This is a genomic window from Clostridium hydrogenum (genome assembly GCF_021432385.1).
Taxonomy (GTDB): domain Bacteria; phylum Bacillota; class Clostridia; order Clostridiales; family Clostridiaceae; genus Clostridium_S; species Clostridium_S hydrogenum.
The window spans coordinates 798,902-820,032 of sequence record NZ_JAEACT010000004.1; the positions used below are offsets into that span (position 1 = coordinate 798,902).

The window sequence follows — 21,131 nt, forward strand, 5'->3', positions numbered from 1 at the left end:
ACTTATTTCCTTTTTAGCTCCTTTTCTTTTTCACACCTTGTCTTTTCGTATCGTTCTATTTTATAATCCAAACGCTCTATTGTTTTCTTCATATCGTCCATTTTTTCAACAAGTCGTTTGCGTTGTTCAATCAATAATTCTTTTCTTGCCTTAATAGTTCCATCCCCCTGCTTAAACAAGGTAACATACTCAATTAATACTTCAATAGGGAGTCCTGCACTCCTCATGCACTTGATAAATTCAACCCATCTGCAATCTTCCTCTGTATAATCCCTTATTCCACTTTTGTTTCTGTTTACTTCCGGAATCAGTCCAATACGTTCATAATATCTAAGCGTGTCCTGCGTAAGATCATATTTTTTACTTACTTCTGCAATAGTCATAGGTTAACCCCCTAATTGATTTTATAATACAATTAACTATTTATTATAATTTGTGTCTTATTAGGATCTATTTTAGTTTTATCCATAATCAGTTCACCTATACCCTTTGCACTGATTGTCCCACTTATAGGATTCATAACGCTGTCAATTACACTGTTAACTTCTACATCTACCGTTGAATATTCAAAAGCTAATGTAGTGTTTATTAGGCGACAATTTTTCATAACTAAATTATCAATGTAACACATTCCTTGAAGACTCTCAATTGTACAATTTACAAATGTTAAATTTTTAGAATTCCAACCTAAATATTCTCCTGAAATGAATGAATCATAAACTGTAACATTCTCACAATTCCAAAACGAATCCTTTGAAAGCATTTTAGCGTTATGAATTTCAATGTTTTTTCCTCCATCAAGGAAATAATTCCCCACGAGATTCAAACCATCAATCTTAACATTTGTACTATTCATGCCAAAATAGTCTCCCTTAGCTGTTACATTTTTTAAAGAAATCTCATCGCAATTCCATAAAGTTTCACTAGCATTTGGCATAGTAACATTATCTAGTGTAATATTTTTTGCACGTCTAAATGTTTTTGGTGCTTCAATCGTACTATTATGTATTGAGATATTTTCTGTATACCATATTCCAGATCGCGCCATCTCAAACAATGTACTATCTTCTACCTCAATATTTTTACAGTACCATAATGGATATTTCCATTTAAATGTACTGTGATCTATTTTTATATCGTGACTTTCTTTTAATGGTGACTCTCCATCAGCAAAGGTGGAATAGGAAATCTGTAAATCATTGCTTTTAAACAATGCCCTTTCCCCTGTCATAAGTTTTTGTTCTATTATTTTCATAATGTTATCCTTCTTTCTTTCATCCTACGCTAACAACTTTTTTAAGTCTTTCTAAGCCTTCTTTTAAAAGTTCTCTTGGACATGCGATATTTATTCGAATAAAGCCTTCTCCGTTGTCGCCATATATACTTCCGTAATTTATTCTTAATTTTCCTTCAAGAAGAAGCTTTTTACTAAACTCCTTTGAACTTATACCAAGACTTCTGCAATCAATCCATATTAAATAAGTAGCTTCCGGTTTTACAACTTTTAATTTTGGCATATTTTCACTGATAAACGAAATTAAAAAATCTAAATTTCCCTCCAAATATTCTAATAGTTGATCTAACCACTCTTCCCCTTCATTATAAGCTGCAATTAATCCTTCAATTCCAAAAATATTAGGCTCTATTGTTTCATTAATATTTAAAGAGCGGTCTACTTTCTTTCTATATTCATCATTGGCTACTATTATATTTGAAGTTTTGAGTCCTGCAAGATTAAAAGTTTTGCTAGGGGCTGTACAGGTAATTGAATTCATTAGACATTCTTCATTGACTGCTGCAAATGGTGTGTATTTATGCCCCTTATATACTAAATCTCTGTGAATTTCATCAACTAGAACTAAAACTTCATTCTTTAAACAAATTTCACCCAAACGTTCTAATTGTTCTTTACTCCAAGCTATTCCAATTGGATTATGCGGATTGCATAAAATAAAAATTTTCACCTTAGGATCTGATGCCTTCTTTTCAAAATCATCAAAATCAATTTCATAATGCCCACCAGTGTACTTCAGTTCATTCAATACTATTTCACACTTGTTGTTAATTATGGATGTATTAAAATAATTATAAACTGGTGATTGGATGAGCACCTTATCTCCAGGTTCTGTGAAGGCTTGTACAACAGCTGAAAGTGATGGTATAACACCAGTAGTAGGTTCAATCCATTCTTTTTTTATTTTAAAATTATGTCTTCTTTCCCACCATTTAATTTCAGCTTCATAATAGGCATCTGAAATAGATGCATATCCAAAAACTCCATGCAAAGCTCTTTTTTCTAAGGTCTTAATTATTGGATCTGCCACTTTAAAATCCATATCTGCTATCCACATTGGTAAAACATCGTCTTCCTTTTGTGAATCCCATTTAACGCTATTTGTATTTCTTCTATTAATGACTTCATCAAAGTTATATCTCAAAATAACACCCCCATTGAATATAGATAAGCAATTTGAAAAGTTAAAATTGCTTTTACCAAGTTCATCCTGTTAAATTACAATTTAAAAAGCATAGTACAAAGTACAGAGTACAAAGAAGGATGATTTACCTTTCGTTTTACTCAGGCAAATCTTAAATTTAAATGGTATCAGCTTCGCTGAGTACCATGCATGGCGCGATTGCGCAGCAATAAAAAAATAAGTTTTCAGATTTTTTCGTAGTGCTAACGGAGAAAAATCGTCCTTCATTGTACTTTGTACTCTGTACTTTGTACTTTGGCTTCTCCTCGACAAATTGTACTCTTATCATTATTTAATATAATACTCCTTGGAGTTAACTCCAAGTCAAGATTTTTTAAAAAATCCACTTATAAAAATTCCAGCTCACTAAAGGCTTTTATAAATTCTTTCACTCCATAATTTTCAAATTCAATTTCAAGCATCATTTCATCTTCTTTAACAACTTTTCCAATTCCATATTTTTTATGTTTAACCTGTTTTATAGCTGCTTCATTTACTGGTTCAACTGCTGTCTCTTCTTTCTTTTTCTCATGCTTTGCCTCTTGAATTTGCTTTTTAAGCTCCTGTAAATTTACATTAGAATTTTTAACTTCATCACTTTCAATTAACTGCTTAGGAATCATATGAATGTATAAACTTTCACCTGGCGTTGCCCTATAGTAATCTGGATTAGTATAATAAGAAAGCTCTAGACAGTCCTTCGCCCTTGTAATTCCAACAAAAAACAATCTTTTCTCTTCTTCTTCCTCTTCCATGCATCTAGCCTGCAAAGGGATTAAACCATAATTTATGCCTACAATAAACACACGAGAAAATTCTAATCCCTTAGAAGCATGAAGTGTCATAATCTTAACTGATTCTTTATTACTATCTATATCTTTTTTTAAGATATTCACCCCGTACAATGCAGAAGAATTAATAAAATCTTTAAGCCCATCAAGAAATGTCATTTTCCTTTCCTTAACATATTCCATGATAATGTGAAGTAACGTTAAAATTGAGGCTTTGTCCTCCATATATGTTGCTGCTGTTGGTCTAATATATTTATCAAAATTAAAATAATTATAAAGATCCTCTTCTTTTGCTATTTGAGAGCATTTTAAAGTAAATTCCTGCATTTTTATAAATAACTCAGGTTTATCTAACCTTTGCCCCTTAACTACTTTTCTTGCTTCCTTTTGTGTTATTCTTTCACCATAATCTTTGTTACTAAGAACATATTCTGCTGATGACAAATCATTGGTATTTACAGAAAATCTTAATAATTTAATAATCCAATTTAGAACTGGAATATCTCGTATATTTTTCTTTAGTGATACTTCATATGGAATCTCATTTTTTAAAAAAACATCTTCAAATACCTTGGACTGATTTTGCAGTCTATAAAAAACTGCAATTTCATTATATGGTACACCTAATTTATGTATTTCCTTAATTTTATCCGCTAAATAACATGCTTCATTAAATGGGTTGTACTGATTTTTTACTACTATTTTACTTCCTTGCTCTCGTATACCCTTTAAGCTATTTCCATCCGTGAGAAAACATTTTGCTGCTTCTAAAATGGAAGTGCTGGAACGATAATTAATAGGAAGAGATAGTTCTTTTGCAGCATATTTATGTTTTAAGATATAAAATACATTAATTGAACCTCCACGCCAGCTATAAATAACCTGATTTGGATCACCTACTGCAAATAATTTTGTACTTTCACTTTTTAATTTATCAATGAACTCGAGCTGCAAATTATCGCTGTCCTGAACCTCATCAATAATAATCCACCTCGGCTTTACACTGCCTTCATCCAATAAAAGATTTGCATTCTTAAGTATATCTGAAAATGACATTTTATTTTGTTTTATTTTTTCTTCCTTTAAAAGCCTAGCAAGCTCAAAAATATCATCATTATACCTAGAAATCTTTTTTTCTTCCTCACTAATCTTTGCTACTTGCTCCAGCCTTTTTTTTAGCCTGTTTTTATATTTAACCTTAAGCTTATTTTCCTGCACTAATTGCATAGCAATATCTAATTCTTCCTCTGGCTCTATTACTAGAAAGTCCTTTGTATATCCAATTTTATCAATAGGTAATGCAGTCTTTAGCAAATGAAGGGCAGTACTGTGAAAGGTTCCAAAGTTGCCTAGTTCCTCAAGCTGAATTCCCTTATCCAAACTAATTAATCTTTCTTTAATTTCATTTGCGGCTTTATTAGTAAAGGTTAGCACAATCATATCCTTATAATCTATATTTTTCTCATAGTGAAGATATTCAATCTTTGAAATTAGTACTGTTGTTTTTCCACTTCCAACATTAGCATTTACTATGCAAGCATTACTTTCATCAAATACAGCTTCCTTTTGATATTTGTTTAGTTTATCTAACTCTTTTTTGTACTGCATATAGCCCTCCTATTCTACAAGATTTTCATATCTTCTCTGAAGCTTATCCTTTACATTTTTTCTATCCTCAGCTGCTTCTTCTACTCTAATCCTTAGTTCAATTTTTGCTGGAGCATCTGTATGAAAAGAAATAATATTTATTATACTTCTTTTGTTATTTTCCTCCATTACCCATTCTTTATAAAAAGCATTATTCAAAATTAAAGTTAAAGTATTGCCGTCCACTTCTACTTCTGGAATTGTACTCAAAAATGCTGCAAATGCATCCCCATTTTCCTTCATATACTCACAAAATTCCTTCCATTTTCCCTGAAGCTCATTAAATTGAAATTGTTTTTTAATAAAGGTTACTGGTGCATACTCAGCTAATTTGATATCTCTAGGGGCCTCTATCTCTTCTAGTAAATTCTTTAATCCCCACAAAACCATAGCCTTATTTAATTTATAATCTCCTATACATGCGGCACAGCCACTTTCACATTTACAGCCACCAACCATTTTAATAGCATTTTCTATAATTTGTTCAATTAAATCAAATGCCTTTTCTGCATAACCAAGGCCGCCTATGTACTTATCGTAAATAAACATATATACATTTCCTTCAAAATTCCCGCTTAATTCTGCTGCATTATTTGACATTGAAACCCCAATATCCTCCTGCTCTGTCATTGTAGCCATCATTGCAGCATTTTTAATTGCATAGCATAAGCCTTCAAAATGATTATTTCTTATAAATTTGCCGTTTTCACTCTCCTGAAGCATTTTTCTGTAGACCTTAACAACATTACTAGGAATTTTTATCCAAGTGCTTTCCGTATCAAAAGCCTTCGACAGTGGTTTTTGTAACTGTTCAAAGCCTAAGTTCTGGTGATTGTGAAACTGCAATTTTTTGTACATATAAACTATTTGATCAACATTTACATCTCCAAAGGTAATATGAGTACGCTTGTAATCCAGCTCCTTATTGCCTTGAATAACTGTAATATCAGTATTATCTCCAGGCATTGTGTAGTAATTTCCATTAAAAGAAATTGCAAATGCAGTTCTACTTTCCAAATCAAACTTTATGACCTGATACAAAACACCATCGTGCATATAAATTGCGCCATCGTGAATTTCTCTAAAGGCTTGCATTTCATCCATTTCGGTTATTTCTTTGTTATTTTCCTTGTTGATTAGTTTATACCTAACTTTGTCTATATTTCTTAAGCTAAAATCTCCTGCTGGAAAAGAATTGCCTGACCAGGCAAACTTACCATTCTGACTAGTTAACTCATTTGCCCTTATTAAAACAGGGATTGTCTCTCCTAAATCAGGAAAAAGTGAAATATCGTCTAAGGTCAATGGTATTTCAGCTGCAGCAGCACGTATGTGTGAAAGCTCTATTAAAAGATTATTTTTATCTATGACTGCATTTTCACTTCCACCTTTAAAAAGCCAATCTGGATTTATTCCAATATACTGGTCAAAGGGAAGGCTATCGAGGATTAAATAATTAGTACACTTTCCCCCGCTTCTACCTGCTCTTCCTGTTTGCTGCCAAAAGGAGGCTCTTGTGCCTGGATATCCAACTACTATTGCTGTATCAAGCTTTCCAATGTCTATACCAAGCTCTAAGGCATTAGTAGATACTAGTCCTTTTAACACACCTGTAATCATTTTATTTTCAATTTCTTTACGTTCTATTGGTGTATAGCCTCCCCTATATCCAGATATTTTATCCCCCAAGGCTGCTCCAAAAAAGCTTTCCGTTTCTAATTTATCTCTTGCTTCTTTTAATACTACCTCGACATTTCTCCTTGATTTAGCAAAAGCAATGAAGGTATTACCACCTTCAACCAATTTAGGTATTAAATCAGCTGCTACTGAAGTGGATTGTACTTGCCCATAATATTTTTTGTCAGCTCCCATAATCTTTGGTGGCTGCACAAGCACATACTTTCTCTCAGAAGCTGGAGAACCATCCCTATCTATTTGAATAAATTTTTGCGTGCAAACTTCTTCCGCGAGTTCAAGAGGATTTGCTATGGTTGCCGAACTGCAAAGATACTGCGGTGATGAATTATAATATCTACACACCCTTTTAAGCCTTCTAAAAACATTTGCAAGATGTGAACCAAATGCGCCTCTATATGTATGAAGTTCATCAATTACAACATATTTTAAATTAGCAAATATAAAATCAAATCCAAACTTACTGTGATTAGGCAAAAAGGCACTGTTTATCATTTCTGGATTAGTTAAAATAATATTGGCACTTTTCCTAATTCTACTTCTTTCATTTACTGGTGTATCTCCATCATACACTCCAGCAGAAATTCTGCCTTCTCCAAAGTACTCTAGATACGGTAAAAGAGCACGATACTGATCACTTGCAAGTGCCTTTGTAGGATATATAAAAATTGCTCTTGCTAGTGGATTTGATAAAATTTCCTGGAGAACTGGCAATAAAAAACTAAGTGTTTTACCACTTGCTGTAGAAGTTGTTATGACAATATTATTGTGCTCTATAGCTTTTTCAAACATCTCCGCTTGATGAGAGTATAGTTTTTCAATTCCATTTTTCGAAAGATAATTGCATAATTCCTGTGACAGACTGCTTGGAAAGTCTGCATACTTAGCCGCTCTTTTGGGTATTGTTTTTTTATATATAATTAACTCTCGTATATCCATTAATATCGCTCCTATTCTATAGTGAAACTAGCTCAACTATAAACTATATATGCACCATAATCCTTTGAAGATTAGTATTTTGGAACATAAATAGTTTGAGTTTCGCAGTAGTTTCACTTTAGATAAACCGCTTGAAACTTAAAATTTATTTGTACCAAAATGCCGGTTTCTTGGCATTATGGTGCACATGAATTTTATTAGTTGAGATGGTTTATCTATTCCAACTTAACTTATCTATAATTATATCAATTTAACAAGAAAAAATGCACCCATTTTTAGGTGCACTCTTAATTTCTTTGGATTAATTCAATATTTATTTTTTAATGCAATGAGTTCATCAATAGATTACTCGTACTTGCCTCATGATATAGATATACCAGTTCAACTACAAAAATCAATTTGCATCATAATGCTTTGAAGATAGCATTTTGATACAAATTAATTTTGAAGTTTCTCATGGTATATCTTTACTTGCTGCAATAATAATTCTTTTTCTTTTTTAGATACCTTATACGCTAGAAATATAATTAGTACTACAGTTGAAGCATCCGCTATAGGTTGAGCCAAAAGGATACCCTGCATCCCCAAAACCACCTTAAGTATAAATAATCCCGGAATTAAAATTAATCCTTGCCTTGCAAGACAAATAATTCCACCATACTTTACTTGATTTGTAGCTAAAAATAGCAATGAATACACCATTATAACTCCCATCCCAATAAAAGTAATTGAATAATATCGAAGGGCTTTAATCCCAATGGATACAACTTGTGAATCACTATTAAATACCGAAACAACAGGCTTTGCAAATGCAAACATTAAAATACTGCAAACTAAACAAAATGCTGTCGTTAAAATAAGTGTTATATTTTTAGCTGACTTAACTCTGTTAAAGGCTTTTGCACCAAAACTAAAACCTACAAAAGACTGGAACCCTTTGGTAAAACCTGAGATTGCCATAAAGCCTAAGGAAGTTACTCTAGTTTCAATTCCTATTGCAGCTATACATGCATCGCCATAGCTTGAAGCCAAAACATTAGTAATAATTAGCGATACACTATATAAAAGCTGAAAAAACATAAGAGGAACCCCTACCTTTGCAGTTTCTATATAATATTCCCTAACAGGTTTAAAATTCAAGAAATTATATTTAACAGCACCTTTTTTAGCCGCAATATAATATAAATACATACAAGTTGTTATTAGATTAGCCACAAGCGTTGCAGTTGCAGAACCTCTTATTCCCATGTGAAAGGTATAAATAAATACTGGATTTAAAAAAACATTTGAAATTCCACTTGCGAGCATAGCAATCATACTATACATAGTCGCACCTTCAGATGCAAGCATATTGTTAAAGGTTACATTGAAAAGATTAAAAAATAATGAAATGGCAAAAATTGAACAATATTCTTTTGCATATACCATATCAGTATCAGTTGCTCCAAGGAACTTCACTATTGGCTGTAAAAAAATCAATAATATAGCTGAAAAAACAAAGCCAACAATTATTGAGGTGTCCATAATTGCAGAACCTGCATCGTTTGCTTTTTTATAATTTTTTTCACCAAGCAACTTTGCAATGTATACTGAACCCCCTCCAAATAACAAACCAATACCTGTAATAACATAAGTTAATGGAGAAGCAACCGTAACGGCGGCCATTTGTACCTTTCCGAGATTACCAACAAAATATCCATCAACAGATACGAATAAAGCTGCTACTAACATGCCTATTGTTGTAGGTATTCCAAGTTTTAAAAGTACTTTCCATACTTCTTCTTTTTCCATCATAATTAATTTACTATTTTCTTGCATAAACATATTCATCCTTTCCGCTATAAAAATTAAAACTTATTTAAACTAGGCATCTAAGAAAATATCCGAAAGTTGGTCTTGTTATTTTATTTAAGATACCTTAATACATATTTACAATTTCCATTGTATTTTTCCCGGCTTTGCATAAGAATGAACATGTTCCACAGTTTATACAATCTTCTAATCCATATTGACTTATATTATCGCTTATATTTTTCTCATGACAACTTACAATCTTATTAACCTTAATCCCCATAGGGCAATTTCTTGTGCAAGTTCCACATTTTTTGCACTTTGATGCATTATCATAATTCATCTTATAACCATACCCCACAAAATTAATCTCTGGTGTAATATTTTCATCTTGATCAATTTCATGAGCCCCCATAATACCACTGCCTGCATACATTACTTTATTTCCTTGTTTACCGTAAATCTTTTCTAGCACTTCTTTTGCTTTCATGTTATAGTTAACCTTTGCAACCTTGGCTTCTCCCCTGCAATAATCTGCAACTGTAATGTATCGACTTCCTCTTAAAAATTTGTTTTGTGCTATTTCAGCAATTGCTGCAATAGTTTGAACGTTTAAAACCAAAATTCCCTTTTTAACTGGTATTTCCTTTTTATCTATTTTCACCTTTAAAACTTCTTCTATTAAAATCCTTTCTGCTCCTATCGGATAACGATTGGGAAGATTTTTAACCTTTATGCCTTCAATTACTTCATTTTTAATTAGCTTCGTGGCTAAAAGAACTTCCGATGCATTAACCATTTCTGCCACCAACTTGCTTCCAAAAATAATATCTTCTAGCTTGTTTCTAATAAGCCACGCATCGTGTATTAAACCAGGGTCACATTCTGCACCATTTATGATGATTATCTTATTTTTAGCAGTTGCTGCTATTGCTGATTTTAATTTTTTATAAGTAGGAAAATTATTTCCACTCATACCTGTAAGTTCACTTTTCTCAATATCAATTAAAAGTTCACTTAATTTAAAGACTTTTGGTTCTCTATGTTCCTGCTTGCCTACCATATCTATATAACCATTTTCTATAATAACTTTTGGTATGCTTGCTTTAGGATATCCAAACAGCATCTTTCTTCCATACTTTTTTTTATTTTCTTTTTGAATTTTCTTAAGTGCTTCATTATCTTTAATAATTTTCTTTGTAATAATAGGATAATTGTTCATAGCCTACCTCCATTCCATATGTTAATCTTATAAAAAATGAAGGTAAATTACTTTCATTTAGTTGCTATCTTTTACTGTCTTATAAACATCTCTTAAAGATATGCCAAACATCCTTTTGCAGGTTGCTGCACAATGAGATGGACTATCAAACCCAGCCAGCATACATGCATCAGTAATATTTTTCCCACCATGGAAGTACTGATATGTCTTACGAAGTTTTTCATATGCAAGGTAACTATGTAGAGACATCCCCGTCTGTTCTCTAAACAAATGAGATAACCTACTCTTTGACAGATATATTTTCTTACTTAAATCATCTACAACTGAATGTTCAATTGTTTTCATTTCGCTTATGAAACTAAGAATTTCTACTATTCTCACATCATATTCATGAGCTTCTGTATTATCAGCTCCACACTCCTCAAGCAACACTTCATCAAGTTTTTCTTTATCTGACTTGTATTCAAAATATCCCTTAAGCATTCTATCAACCGTATTATTTTCCAAAACCATGTAAGAAGCCTCTTTAAAAAATTTTTTTCTTATAGATGCAGCATATCTACTTGTTTCAGTAAATAGAAAAACAATGGCTCCTTCTTCAGTCATTCCTCCTGTATGTAATATATTTGAATCAATACAAACTCCACGACAAGTAACACTTTTGCCATCAATCTGCAAGGTCATTTCCTTACCAATGGAAACAATTATGTGAGAGGCAAGATGCTTATGCAGCTCAGGATTCTTATAATCTGCTAGCAGCATCATATGATCATGAAACTTATATATCTTTGACATTCTATCATCTCCCATATACAAAAAAATATTTTGCTAGTCCACAAATTAATAGACCATAAGCAAAATACTTTACATAACTATCATATCATATATTCCCACATTAGGCATCTTAGAACAAAGGTGTAGTGCAAAACAAAATAATAAGTGGGAGCTCTGCATAAAAATGATGCGATTAATAGCATCTTGAAATCTTAAATAAAATTAATAAATCTAAGAGACTAAATCGCAAAATTCTAAGAACTTTCAATAACTCGCAAGAGGCAGCTCAAACAATTGAAATTTCTAAGACTTTTGTGATTTAGTCCCTAAGATTTATAAAATTTTATTTAAATATTTCTTCAATGCTATTCCTCACATCATTTTTTTATGCAGAGCTCCCACTTATTATTTAAGTTTTTGTACTACACCATTGTTTGGGTAAGTTTTTAATATGTATTTAAACTAGCTCAACTATCAAAAGTTAATAATTATAAATTTTGCAATACGAACTTATTTAAACATTGCAAATAAAGATGTGGTACAAATATCAAAATAACAAGGGACAGGTGCATTAAAAAATGATGCGGTATACGAGTGTCGAAGAAATATTTTAAATAAAATTGTATAAACCTTAGTGGGGAATTTTTTGAAAACTTTAGAACTTTCAATTGTTTGAGCTTCCTCTCAGCGAGTTATTGAAAGTTCTTAAGTTTTGGGGAAATTTGCTACTTAGGTTTATTAATTTTATTTAAGATTTCGAGATACTCGTAGACCACATTATTTTTAATGTACCTGTCCCTTGTTATTTGGTTTTGCACTACACCTTTGTTCGCAATGTTTAAATTTTGCGTATAAAATAATTTTAGTGTGACAGCCCTTATCTTCTTTCAAACACAGATACTACTTCTTCTAAACAATCTCTAACCTTTAAATGTTGTGGACAAACTTTTTCACATTTACCACATTTAATGCAATCAGAGGCTTTGCCCTTTCCAATTGTATTATTTGAATAATATACATCACTATTCCAATCCTTATACTGCTTTTTAGCATTGTAACACGCAAATAAATCTGGAATAGGTATATTTTTAGGACATCCTTCTACACAATATCTGCAAGCCGTACATGCAATATTATCTTGCTTTTTGAGGATGCTTCTAACTTCTTCTACTGCCTTATACTCTTCCTCTGTAAAAGGCTTAAAATCCTTCATATAGCTAACATTATCTTCTAACTGTACTAAATTACTCATTCCACTCAATACCATAAATATCTTATCAAATGAAGCCGCATAACGAATTGCATAGCTTGCATAACTTCCGCCCTTTAATTCATCCAATATATTTTTGGCTTCTTCAGGCAAATTGATAAGCCCGCCACCTTTAATCGGTTCCATAACAATCACAGGCTTATCATATTTTTCACATACTTTATAAACTTTATAGCTTTCAATACTTGGATTATCATAATCTGCGTAATTAAATTGAATTTGAACAACTTCAATCTCTGGATGCTCACTTAAAATCAATTCTAATACTTCTGGTTTGTCGTGAAAAGAAATACCTATATGCTTAATTTTTCCTTCTTCTTTTAATTTCTTAGCAACTTCAAAGGCATTGCAACGCTTAAATTTTTTATAGTATTCACTATTCAAAGCATGCATCAAATAATAATCAAAATAGTCTACTCCTGTTTTCTCTAATTGATCCTCAAATACAACTCTAATATCCTCTTCCTTATTAAAGAAATTACCTGTTAACTTATCTGTTAAGGTATAAGAAGCCCTATCATATCTTTTAACCAAGCACTCCTTTATTGCAGTTTCACTTTTTCCATTAATATATCCATGTGCTGTATCAAAATAGTTAAAACCTTCTGAAATAAACTTATCAATCATAGCTTTAAATTCTTCAAAATCAACTTCACCATTTGTACTTTGCATTGGAAGACGCATACACCCAAAACCTAATTTTTTTACGTTCATTAAACTCATAATAATACCACCTTTATATAGATATAGAACTTGAAAATTAAAAATTGCAAATGCCTAGTTTATCCTGACAAATTACAATTTGAATCAGAGTAAAGAGTATAGTGTAGAGTGATGGTTGATTTTTCTCCGCTACCGCTACGAAAAATCTAAGAACTTATTTTTTATTGCTGCGCAATGGCGCCATACATGGCGTTCAGCGAAGCTGACACCATTAAGTTTAAGATTTACCTGAGAGAATAGAAAGGCAAATCATCATTCACTGTACTCTGTACTCCGTCATCTGTACTCTTCTCTAAAAATTGTCCTTTAACAGGATGAATTTGGTGCAAGCAATTTTAACTTTTCAAATTTCTTATCTTTATTTATACTTTTAAGTTAACTGTATCATTTTGAGTTAACTCCAAGTCAAGTACTTTTTTCAACATAGCCAAAAAATTTAAGGAGCCCAATATATAGATAGACAACTTAAAACTTATTTTTTTATTGCTTACGCAATCGCGCCATATATGGTGCAGAGAGAAGCTGATAATATCTAAATTTACCTAAGCAAAGCGAAAGGTAAATCATCCTTCATTGTGAATTGTGCATCGTGAACTGTGAATTGAAAAATATTGCTGTCAGGATAAACTTGGAATCTGCAATTTTAATGTTTCAGATTGTCTATCTATATATGTATAACACATGTTATATTTTTCAAATCATGTTATAATAAGCATTATGCAAAACTATAGTAAATAATTATAAATCAAGATTATGCTTACAAAAGGGTGATGAGTTTATGATAAATAAAAAAAATATGATGGATTGTGTATACAAACAACTTGCCATTGACTATAATTGCTCACCGGATGATTTTCTAAAAGACGGCTTTATTTATACAGAAGCAAAACAAAATGAGGGAAGGCGACCTTTCCCTTGGATAACACCACGATTGGAAATGGTTACAATGGAAAATGTGAATTAATAATATCGTAGGACATTAAATAAAAGTCATAAATCTAAGAAGCTAATTGTTAAAATCCTAAGAAGTTTCAATAACTCGCTGAACGCTCAAACCTGCTAAGTAAAGTCAAGTGTTTTTCTTAAAAAAATTTAAAAATTTTTTTTAAGAAAATAGGGTAGCTTTAATAAAACCTTCTTATAGAAGATTTTTTAAAGTGCCCTATTTTTATGTTTTTTAGTTTTTTAAAACTTCTGAAACCCTAGCATAATATATCCTCAAAAATTTATTTAGTCCTGCTATTTTAGCTTGTTTCTTTGCTTTACCTTCTGATTCTTTTTTTATTATATAGTCATATACTGCTGTGTCTTTAGTAGGAACTCTGCATTTTATACTTTTCATTATCTCATAACCTGTTTTTCTCAGATATCGAGATCCTCGCTTGGATATTTTTCGATCGTTACCGTTAAAATTTCCAGATTGATAAGGAGGAGCATCTATTCCTGAATAAGCCACAAGAGCTTTTGAACTGTAATACTTTCTTACGTCACCTACTTCTGCAATAATTCTTGGTGCTAATTTTTCTCCTACACCATTCATGTTCAAAACAACATCGTATTCTGGCAATAACTTGGCAAGTTCCTTCATTCGTGATAATATTAGATTCAAGGATATTCCAATGGAATGGATTCCTTTGATAGTCTCTGAGGTGATCATTTTTGTGCTTGACATCTTAGAAGGCATAGTTGGGATACTATTTTTAGCGAGAATATATATATCATGAGCTTTATTCTCACTAAATTGGTATCCTTCTTTTTTTGACCATTTTTTATAGCTTTCAGTAAACTTATTTTCACTTAACTTAACAATATTGTCATAATGCCAGTACTTTTGTACAAAGTCCGATAACTTATCCTTTGCAAAACTAGTTGAGTTTGAAGCTAAGAGTGCTGCAATACCTGGCATAGTTTTGTCTAAAAGATTTGAAAGCATTACCTTAAGTTTTATTCTTAAGGACATAAATTGAAAATATTGTCTTGAAAGAGTTTTAAGTTCATAATATATATCTTCTTCTACTTTATAATTGGTTAGTTCATACCAATTATCCAATCCAAACTTTGATATTTTTTTAGAATCTAATTTATCTGTTTTACCTTTTCTAAGAGATATACTTGCATATTTTTTCATAAGCATAGGGTTAACAACGCAAACAAAAATACCTCTTTCTTGTAGATAAGATAATACTGGAATATGATAGTGTCCTGTCGCTTCTAAAACTACCTTACTTTCTTCATCAAAACTTATAATTTTGTCAGCTAATTTTCCTAGATCTTCTAAAGTGTGTTTAACTTCAAAAGGTTTCTCCACAATTTCACCGTGTAATTTACGAATACAAACTGTACTTTTGCCTTTTGAAATATCTATACCAATGCTAATCATAATATCAACTCCTTTGTTAAAAATTTTGTCCATCCACTTATTACTACTCATTTTTGTTCGTTACGCGGAAGCTAATTATAGTTCCAACCTGCTTAATCGAATATCCATAATAAGCAATGGGTGATAGTTTGAGCTACGGAAGTAAAATTCCAACAAATTGAATCATCAGCCCATTTCTTATTATAATAAAAATAAGTGCAGATTACTTAATCAAATGAGATTAAGTATCTACACTTATAGTACAAGACAATTGAAACTTCTAAGTCTTTTAACAATTAGCTTCCAAGATTTATTGACTTTTATTTAAATCGTCCTACAACATTATTAATTCACCTAAACTGTTGGTTTAAGGAAATAACCCTTATTTTCTTCCAGATTTGGACAAGATTAATCTTTTGAGTAAGAATAATGAGTTTGAATATTCACTTATTGAAAAGGATGATATACAAAAGCTTTATGAATTAAAAGGTTTTAATTATGCTCTACAATATGATGTTAATAGTAAGCATCCCGAAATGGTAGCAGTTATAGCTAAATATAAAGATATGGTGGTTGGCATAGCAAGCGCAAATGGTGAATGTAAAACTATGTGGCAGATTAGTGTTGATGTTTTACCACCATATAGAGGGAATAAACTTGCTACTATTCTGGTAAATACATTAACACTTGAAGTTCTTAATCGTGGATACATTCCATATTACAGTACGGATTGCAGCAATGTTATTTCTCAACGTGTAGCAGTTCAGGCAGGTTATCTACCAACATGGTCCCATTGCTTTAGAACAAGGCTTTGTGAATTGTTGAAATCTTGAAGGTAATATTTAATGGGTAAGGATTATAGATATACCAGCTAAACTATAAAACTGCGTAAAAAGTTCGACTTTTTGTGTCTAAAACATTAACAATCCTCCTGATTTTTGTAATTTCTAAATAAAATTATTACTAGAAAAGCATCTATTAATAATGCAAATCCATTTAAATAAAATGGTACTTGGTGACCAAAAGTATCATACACCCAGCCACCAAGTAAAGGACCAATAACTGCACCTAAACTAGATACAAATAGATATACTCCATAGGCAGAACCTCTAACTTTTTCATCTACTAATTCTGAGACTAATGCCTCTTCTGCTGGTGAAGCTAGTACTATACCAACAGATTCTAAAACCCAAAGTATAACTAACATTTCTATGCTTAAGGAATACGAAAAGCCTATGGAAACTATACCTGAAATAACCATTCCTATTGTCATAGGTACAATCCTACCACTCTTATCACTAATTGAACCTAATTTTGCTGGTAAAAATGCATATACAAGAGCTGCTGGAACAAATGCACTTGCTAATGTTCTCACATCTGTAGTGAATTTATCCTGAAGATAAATCATTAAAATGGGACTTATCATGGATACTGAAATTGAACTTATAAAAATCACAATCAATAGTTTTAATAAGTTCATATTTAATACTTTATTATATTCTACTTTCTTTTCAATATCGACCTTACCTGTTTCTGGTATATATTTATACGCAATATACCCACCTACTACCGACAATGCTGCATACCCCTTAAATAAAATACTCCATCCTGTTATAATTGTAATATTACCTAATATGATAAAACCTAATATAGCTCCATACAGTGATCCTTTACTACTGGCTTCATCTACTTGTCCAATTCCATTTCCTCTTTTTTCATCACTAGAAATATCAATTGCTATAGAATATGCAGAAATCCACATAAACGAAGATCCTATTGCCTGTATAATTCTGCTTATGTATAAAAGTTTAATATTAGTTGAGTAAGAAAACAACAGCATAGAAACTGCATAAAATAAAAATGCGGAAACAAAAAAGACTTTTCTTCCATATTTATCTATTCCTTTTCCTATAATCGGCCTTAATATCAAAGTCACAGCACTAAAAATTGAAAATAATCCACCTATACTTAATGCATTTCCACCAATTTTCTTACTATAAATAGGTAATACAAATGACATTAAACCAAAAGCAAATGATCCTAACATAATAGATTTTATTAAAGCATTTTTAGTATTGGATTTACTTTTCATAAATTCTAACTCCTTAACAAAATAAATTTTTTACTTACCACCTTTTAATAAAAATCCTACTATATTACATGAATCATTTTTTAACATTTGACTCTTAAATATATTGAATCATATTTTATTGCCAGTTTACTAATTATCTCTTATAATTATTCGTGATTTTTCTATATAAAAGGTATTAAAATACAATTTTTGATTTTTTAATTATATATTATACTAGTTTTTATTTTTTGTAAATCTAATCTCCAAATGGTAATTACTCATAATATATTATTTTCCTACCGCCTTACACTTTACCTTATAAAATAGCTTAAATTATCCAATATATATGTAAAAATATAGCTTGTGAATCTTGGGGTTTCTATTTTCAATTGTCTGCGCTTGTTTTCATATATTGAAACTTCTTAGGTTTTTTATCTTAGATTTATTGTCTATGTTTTAATATAGTGTTGAAATATAGCATTAAAAATTATAGGTGTGATTGTCCACCTATGATACTCAATATCAGAACACTGTGAATTGCTTTAACTAAGAATTTTTTTCATTTTATGTGGTTATTCCATACTTTCATTTCCTAAATAAACATCTGTTTTTTCATTATTAAAAAGACGAATTATTTGAGAACGAAGTTTTGATGGGTATAGCGGTTCATTCATCAAGTTTTCAATAGAAAGCCATTCAAATCCAATTTGGTTTTTATCTTCATGTATTTTTGCATTCTCTATTTTTCCAATATAATCACATAAGAATACAAAATCAACTCGGTGAAAAGATTCTCCACGCAATCCTTCAACTATAAATTTAAGTGATTTTGGTTCTACCTCTATCCCCAATTCCTCTTCACATTCACGTTTTACTGTATCTGGAAGTAACTCTTCTGTATCCTAACCACCGCCTGGCATTATATAAAAAATATCACCGTTATCATTGATTTTTGATGCTAACATTTTCCCATCTTTAATAATCAATGCCTTTGCTGAATTACGTATTTTTCTTTCCATACTTTTACTCCTTTAACATCTATTAATATAAATATTATTTACTACGTCTCAATTTACTATTGCTCATCAAACTATAGTTTTTAATAGCACTTATTATAACATAATTTACAAAATATCACACATGTAATACATACATTGGCTCTCTATTTTTTAAGTCTTTTATTTTGATATATGAATGTGCTACATTGCTTTGAACCATCCCAAAATTCCGTAGGCACTAATATTTTTGATTAATTTATGTCTTTGAAATGGAGCACTAGAAATTAATAATATAGGTTCAAGAATCTTAATGGGCTTACGCCCAAGCCTCTGGTATGTGTTCTTACCTTAAACCACCGTACTTGCAAAGTAAGTGCATTACAGGATGATTTAAATAAAATTTTAATAAATCTTAGGTAAAAAACATAAAAAGCCTTAGATGTTTCAATTGTCTGAGCTTCTTTTCAGCTATAGTGTTTCTAGTTAAACTATTTACTTGTACCTGTACCATAATGCTTTAAAGATTAGCATTTTGGTACAGGTACAAGTAAAGTTCAACTATAGAAACCCTTTAGTTATTGAAACTTCTTAGGCTTTTTATGTTTTTTATCTTAGATTTATTAACTTTATTGTCTATGTTTTAAATTACTACTACAAATTGCTGCAATTTTGTTGGAAATCCCCCCTTGTTTCTGCACCATCCCAAAATTCCGTAGGCACGGAGGAATTTTTACCTTAAACCACTGTACTTGCAAAGTAAGTGCATTACAGGATAGTTTAAATAAAATTTTAATAAATCTTAGAGCCTAAATCGCAAAAGTCTTAGAAATTTCAATTGTTTGAGCTGCCTCTTGCGAGTTATTGAAATTTCTTAGAATTTTGCGATTTAGGCTCTTAGATTTATTAATTTTATTTAATATCCTGTGATGCACTTACTTTGCAATATTCATCAATAGTTTCTGCAACTATTTTTGCCTGCGCTGCAGCTTCAACTACAGTTTTTGCACCTGTAACTACATCTCCGCATGCAAAGGTTCCTTTTTTAGTCGTATTTCCTTTTTCATCTGTGACAATTAATCCCCATCTATTAGTATCCAATTCTGTTGTGTTGGATACTATATTAGTTTTAGGTGTTTGACTTACAGCAACAATTACTGAATCACATTCAAAAAATTCTTCTTTTCCTTGAATAATCTTTGTTCTTATTTTTCCTTCTGCATCTGTTACATTTTCTGTTGCAGCTAATTTAACACCTTTTTCTGTTATTTCAAGTGGAGCTTTAAATAACTCAAATTTAACTCCATCTTCTCTAGTTTCCATTATCTCCTGCTTAGATGCTGGCATTTCATCAAAGCTTTTTCTATAAAGTATAGTTACTTCGGCACCATTTCTCTTCGCTGTTCTTGCAGCATCCATAGCTACATTACCAGCTCCTATTACAGCTACTTTTTCGCCTAATCTATAAGTTTGTGGTGATTTTAAATAATCAATGGCAAAATGAACATTCCCTAAAGTTTCACCCTTTATATCTAAAGTCTTTGGATTCCATACACCTGTTCCAATAAATACCGCCTTATAGCTATCTTCTAATAATCTATCTAAGGAAATAACTGGTCCTATAACTGTATTCGGTCTAATTTTCACGCCAAGCTCCAAAAGCCTTTCTTCAAGCGTGTCTACTAATTGTTTAGGTAATCTATATTCTGGAATACCATATCTAAGTACTCCTCCTATTTTATCGTGGGCTTCAAAAATAGTAATATTGTAGCCTTTTCTTGCAAGTATAAACGCAGCCGTAATCCCTGCTGGTCCACCTCCAATTATTGCAATTCTCCCCTTATCCTTTTCTATGTCTTTAAATCTAACTTCCTTTAAGTATTGCTCTGATATTTCTTGTTCTATTTCATGAAATCTTATTGGCTCGCCCTTTATTCCTCTAACACAATTGCCCTTGCATTGATCTTCATGAATGCAAACTAATGAACATACTACTGAAAGCGGATTATTATTAAATAAAATTTCTCCAGCTTCCTTAATTTTACCCTCTTTATAAAGACTTATAATATCTGGAATAGGCGTATCAATGGGACAATTCTTTTTGCAATTAGGCTTTTTACATAATAAGCATCTGTTTGCTTCATCTAATAATAAATTATTTCTATCCATAAGTATTTCTCCTTTTTATCTTTCCATATATTTATAGGAGGATGTGAAAAAAGGTATTCTATAGGTTTTACTATAGCGCACACAAAGCCTTATGAGCTGCCCGTAAAAAAGAATACCTATATTTTTCACATTCTCGCTAGGTACTACATTATATCGTTTTTATTCTACGATTATAAATCAATGTTGGTTTTTTAGCAATATCCTATTT

General features: G+C 31.3%; 14 protein-coding genes and 1 pseudogene. 2 read left to right on the plus strand and 13 right to left on the minus strand.

Annotation, left to right across the window (positions count from 1 at the left end):
- Positions 1-2 precede the first annotated feature (2 nt).
- The 9 genes from CUEA01_RS21945 to CUEA01_RS21985 form a co-directional block, all read right to left on the minus strand.
- Positions 3-383: a MerR family transcriptional regulator gene (locus tag CUEA01_RS21945; protein WP_234124286.1), complete on the minus strand. Its 381-nt coding sequence runs from the start codon at positions 381-383 to the stop codon at positions 3-5.
- A 32-nt stretch (positions 384-415) separates the two neighbouring features.
- Entirely contained in the window at positions 416-1,255 is an 840-nt protein-coding gene (locus CUEA01_RS21950; RefSeq protein ID WP_234124288.1) for a DUF3737 family protein, read from the minus strand.
- Between the two features lie 19 nt (positions 1,256-1,274).
- On the minus strand, positions 1,275-2,438 hold the full coding sequence (locus tag CUEA01_RS21955) for a MalY/PatB family protein (protein ID WP_234124289.1): 1,164 nt from the start codon (positions 2,436-2,438) through the stop codon (positions 1,275-1,277).
- Positions 2,439-2,824: 386 nt separating this feature from the next.
- On the minus strand, positions 2,825-4,876 hold the full coding sequence (locus tag CUEA01_RS21960; protein WP_234124291.1) for an ATP-dependent helicase: 2,052 nt from the start codon (positions 4,874-4,876) through the stop codon (positions 2,825-2,827).
- Between the two features lie 9 nt (positions 4,877-4,885).
- Entirely contained in the window at positions 4,886-7,549 is a 2,664-nt protein-coding gene (locus CUEA01_RS21965) for a DEAD/DEAH box helicase (RefSeq protein ID WP_234124292.1), read from the minus strand.
- 438 nt (positions 7,550-7,987) lie between these two features.
- A complete protein-coding gene (locus tag CUEA01_RS21970) occupies positions 7,988-9,367 on the minus strand; it encodes an MATE family efflux transporter (RefSeq protein WP_234124294.1) in 1,380 nt (459 codons plus the stop codon).
- A 100-nt stretch (positions 9,368-9,467) separates the two neighbouring features.
- Positions 9,468-10,562, minus strand: coding sequence for a 4Fe-4S dicluster domain-containing protein (locus tag CUEA01_RS21975; protein WP_234124296.1), 1,095 nt, complete (start codon positions 10,560-10,562; stop codon positions 9,468-9,470).
- Between the two features lie 57 nt (positions 10,563-10,619).
- Positions 10,620-11,357, minus strand: coding sequence for an AraC family transcriptional regulator (locus tag CUEA01_RS21980; protein ID WP_234124297.1), 738 nt, complete (start codon positions 11,355-11,357; stop codon positions 10,620-10,622).
- Between the two features lie 856 nt (positions 11,358-12,213).
- Positions 12,214-13,320, minus strand: coding sequence for an aldo/keto reductase (locus CUEA01_RS21985; RefSeq protein WP_234124771.1), 1,107 nt, complete (start codon positions 13,318-13,320; stop codon positions 12,214-12,216).
- A 787-nt stretch (positions 13,321-14,107) separates the two neighbouring features.
- Between CUEA01_RS21985 and CUEA01_RS21990 the strand changes: the two genes are divergently transcribed.
- Positions 14,108-14,293 carry a hypothetical protein gene (locus CUEA01_RS21990; RefSeq protein WP_234124298.1) on the plus strand — a complete coding sequence of 62 codons (186 nt, stop codon included), beginning with the start codon at positions 14,108-14,110 and terminating at the stop codon, positions 14,291-14,293.
- Between the two features lie 213 nt (positions 14,294-14,506).
- On the opposite strand, the gene CUEA01_RS21995 is transcribed toward CUEA01_RS21990, so the two are convergent.
- Positions 14,507-15,709: an IS110 family RNA-guided transposase gene (locus CUEA01_RS21995; RefSeq protein WP_234124773.1), complete on the minus strand. Its 1,203-nt coding sequence runs from the start codon at positions 15,707-15,709 to the stop codon at positions 14,507-14,509.
- 377 nt (positions 15,710-16,086) lie between these two features.
- Here CUEA01_RS21995 and CUEA01_RS22000 point away from each other — a divergent pair, with 377 nt between their 5' ends.
- On the plus strand, positions 16,087-16,521 hold the full coding sequence (locus CUEA01_RS22000) for a GNAT family N-acetyltransferase (protein WP_234124299.1): 435 nt from the start codon (positions 16,087-16,089) through the stop codon (positions 16,519-16,521).
- A gap of 86 nt (positions 16,522-16,607) precedes the next feature.
- On the opposite strand, the gene CUEA01_RS22005 is transcribed toward CUEA01_RS22000, so the two are convergent.
- From CUEA01_RS22005 to CUEA01_RS22015, 3 genes and pseudogenes are all read right to left on the minus strand, one after another.
- A complete protein-coding gene (locus tag CUEA01_RS22005; RefSeq protein ID WP_234124300.1) occupies positions 16,608-17,780 on the minus strand; it encodes an MFS transporter in 1,173 nt (390 codons plus the stop codon).
- 551 nt (positions 17,781-18,331) lie between these two features.
- A pseudogene (locus CUEA01_RS22010) lies at positions 18,332-18,643 on the minus strand (NUDIX domain-containing protein); the annotation flags it as partial.
- A gap of 1,023 nt (positions 18,644-19,666) precedes the next feature.
- Positions 19,667-20,923, minus strand: a complete 1,257-nt coding sequence (locus CUEA01_RS22015; RefSeq protein ID WP_234124302.1) for an NAD(P)-dependent oxidoreductase — start codon at positions 20,921-20,923, stop codon at positions 19,667-19,669.
- Positions 20,924-21,131 lie beyond the last annotated feature (208 nt).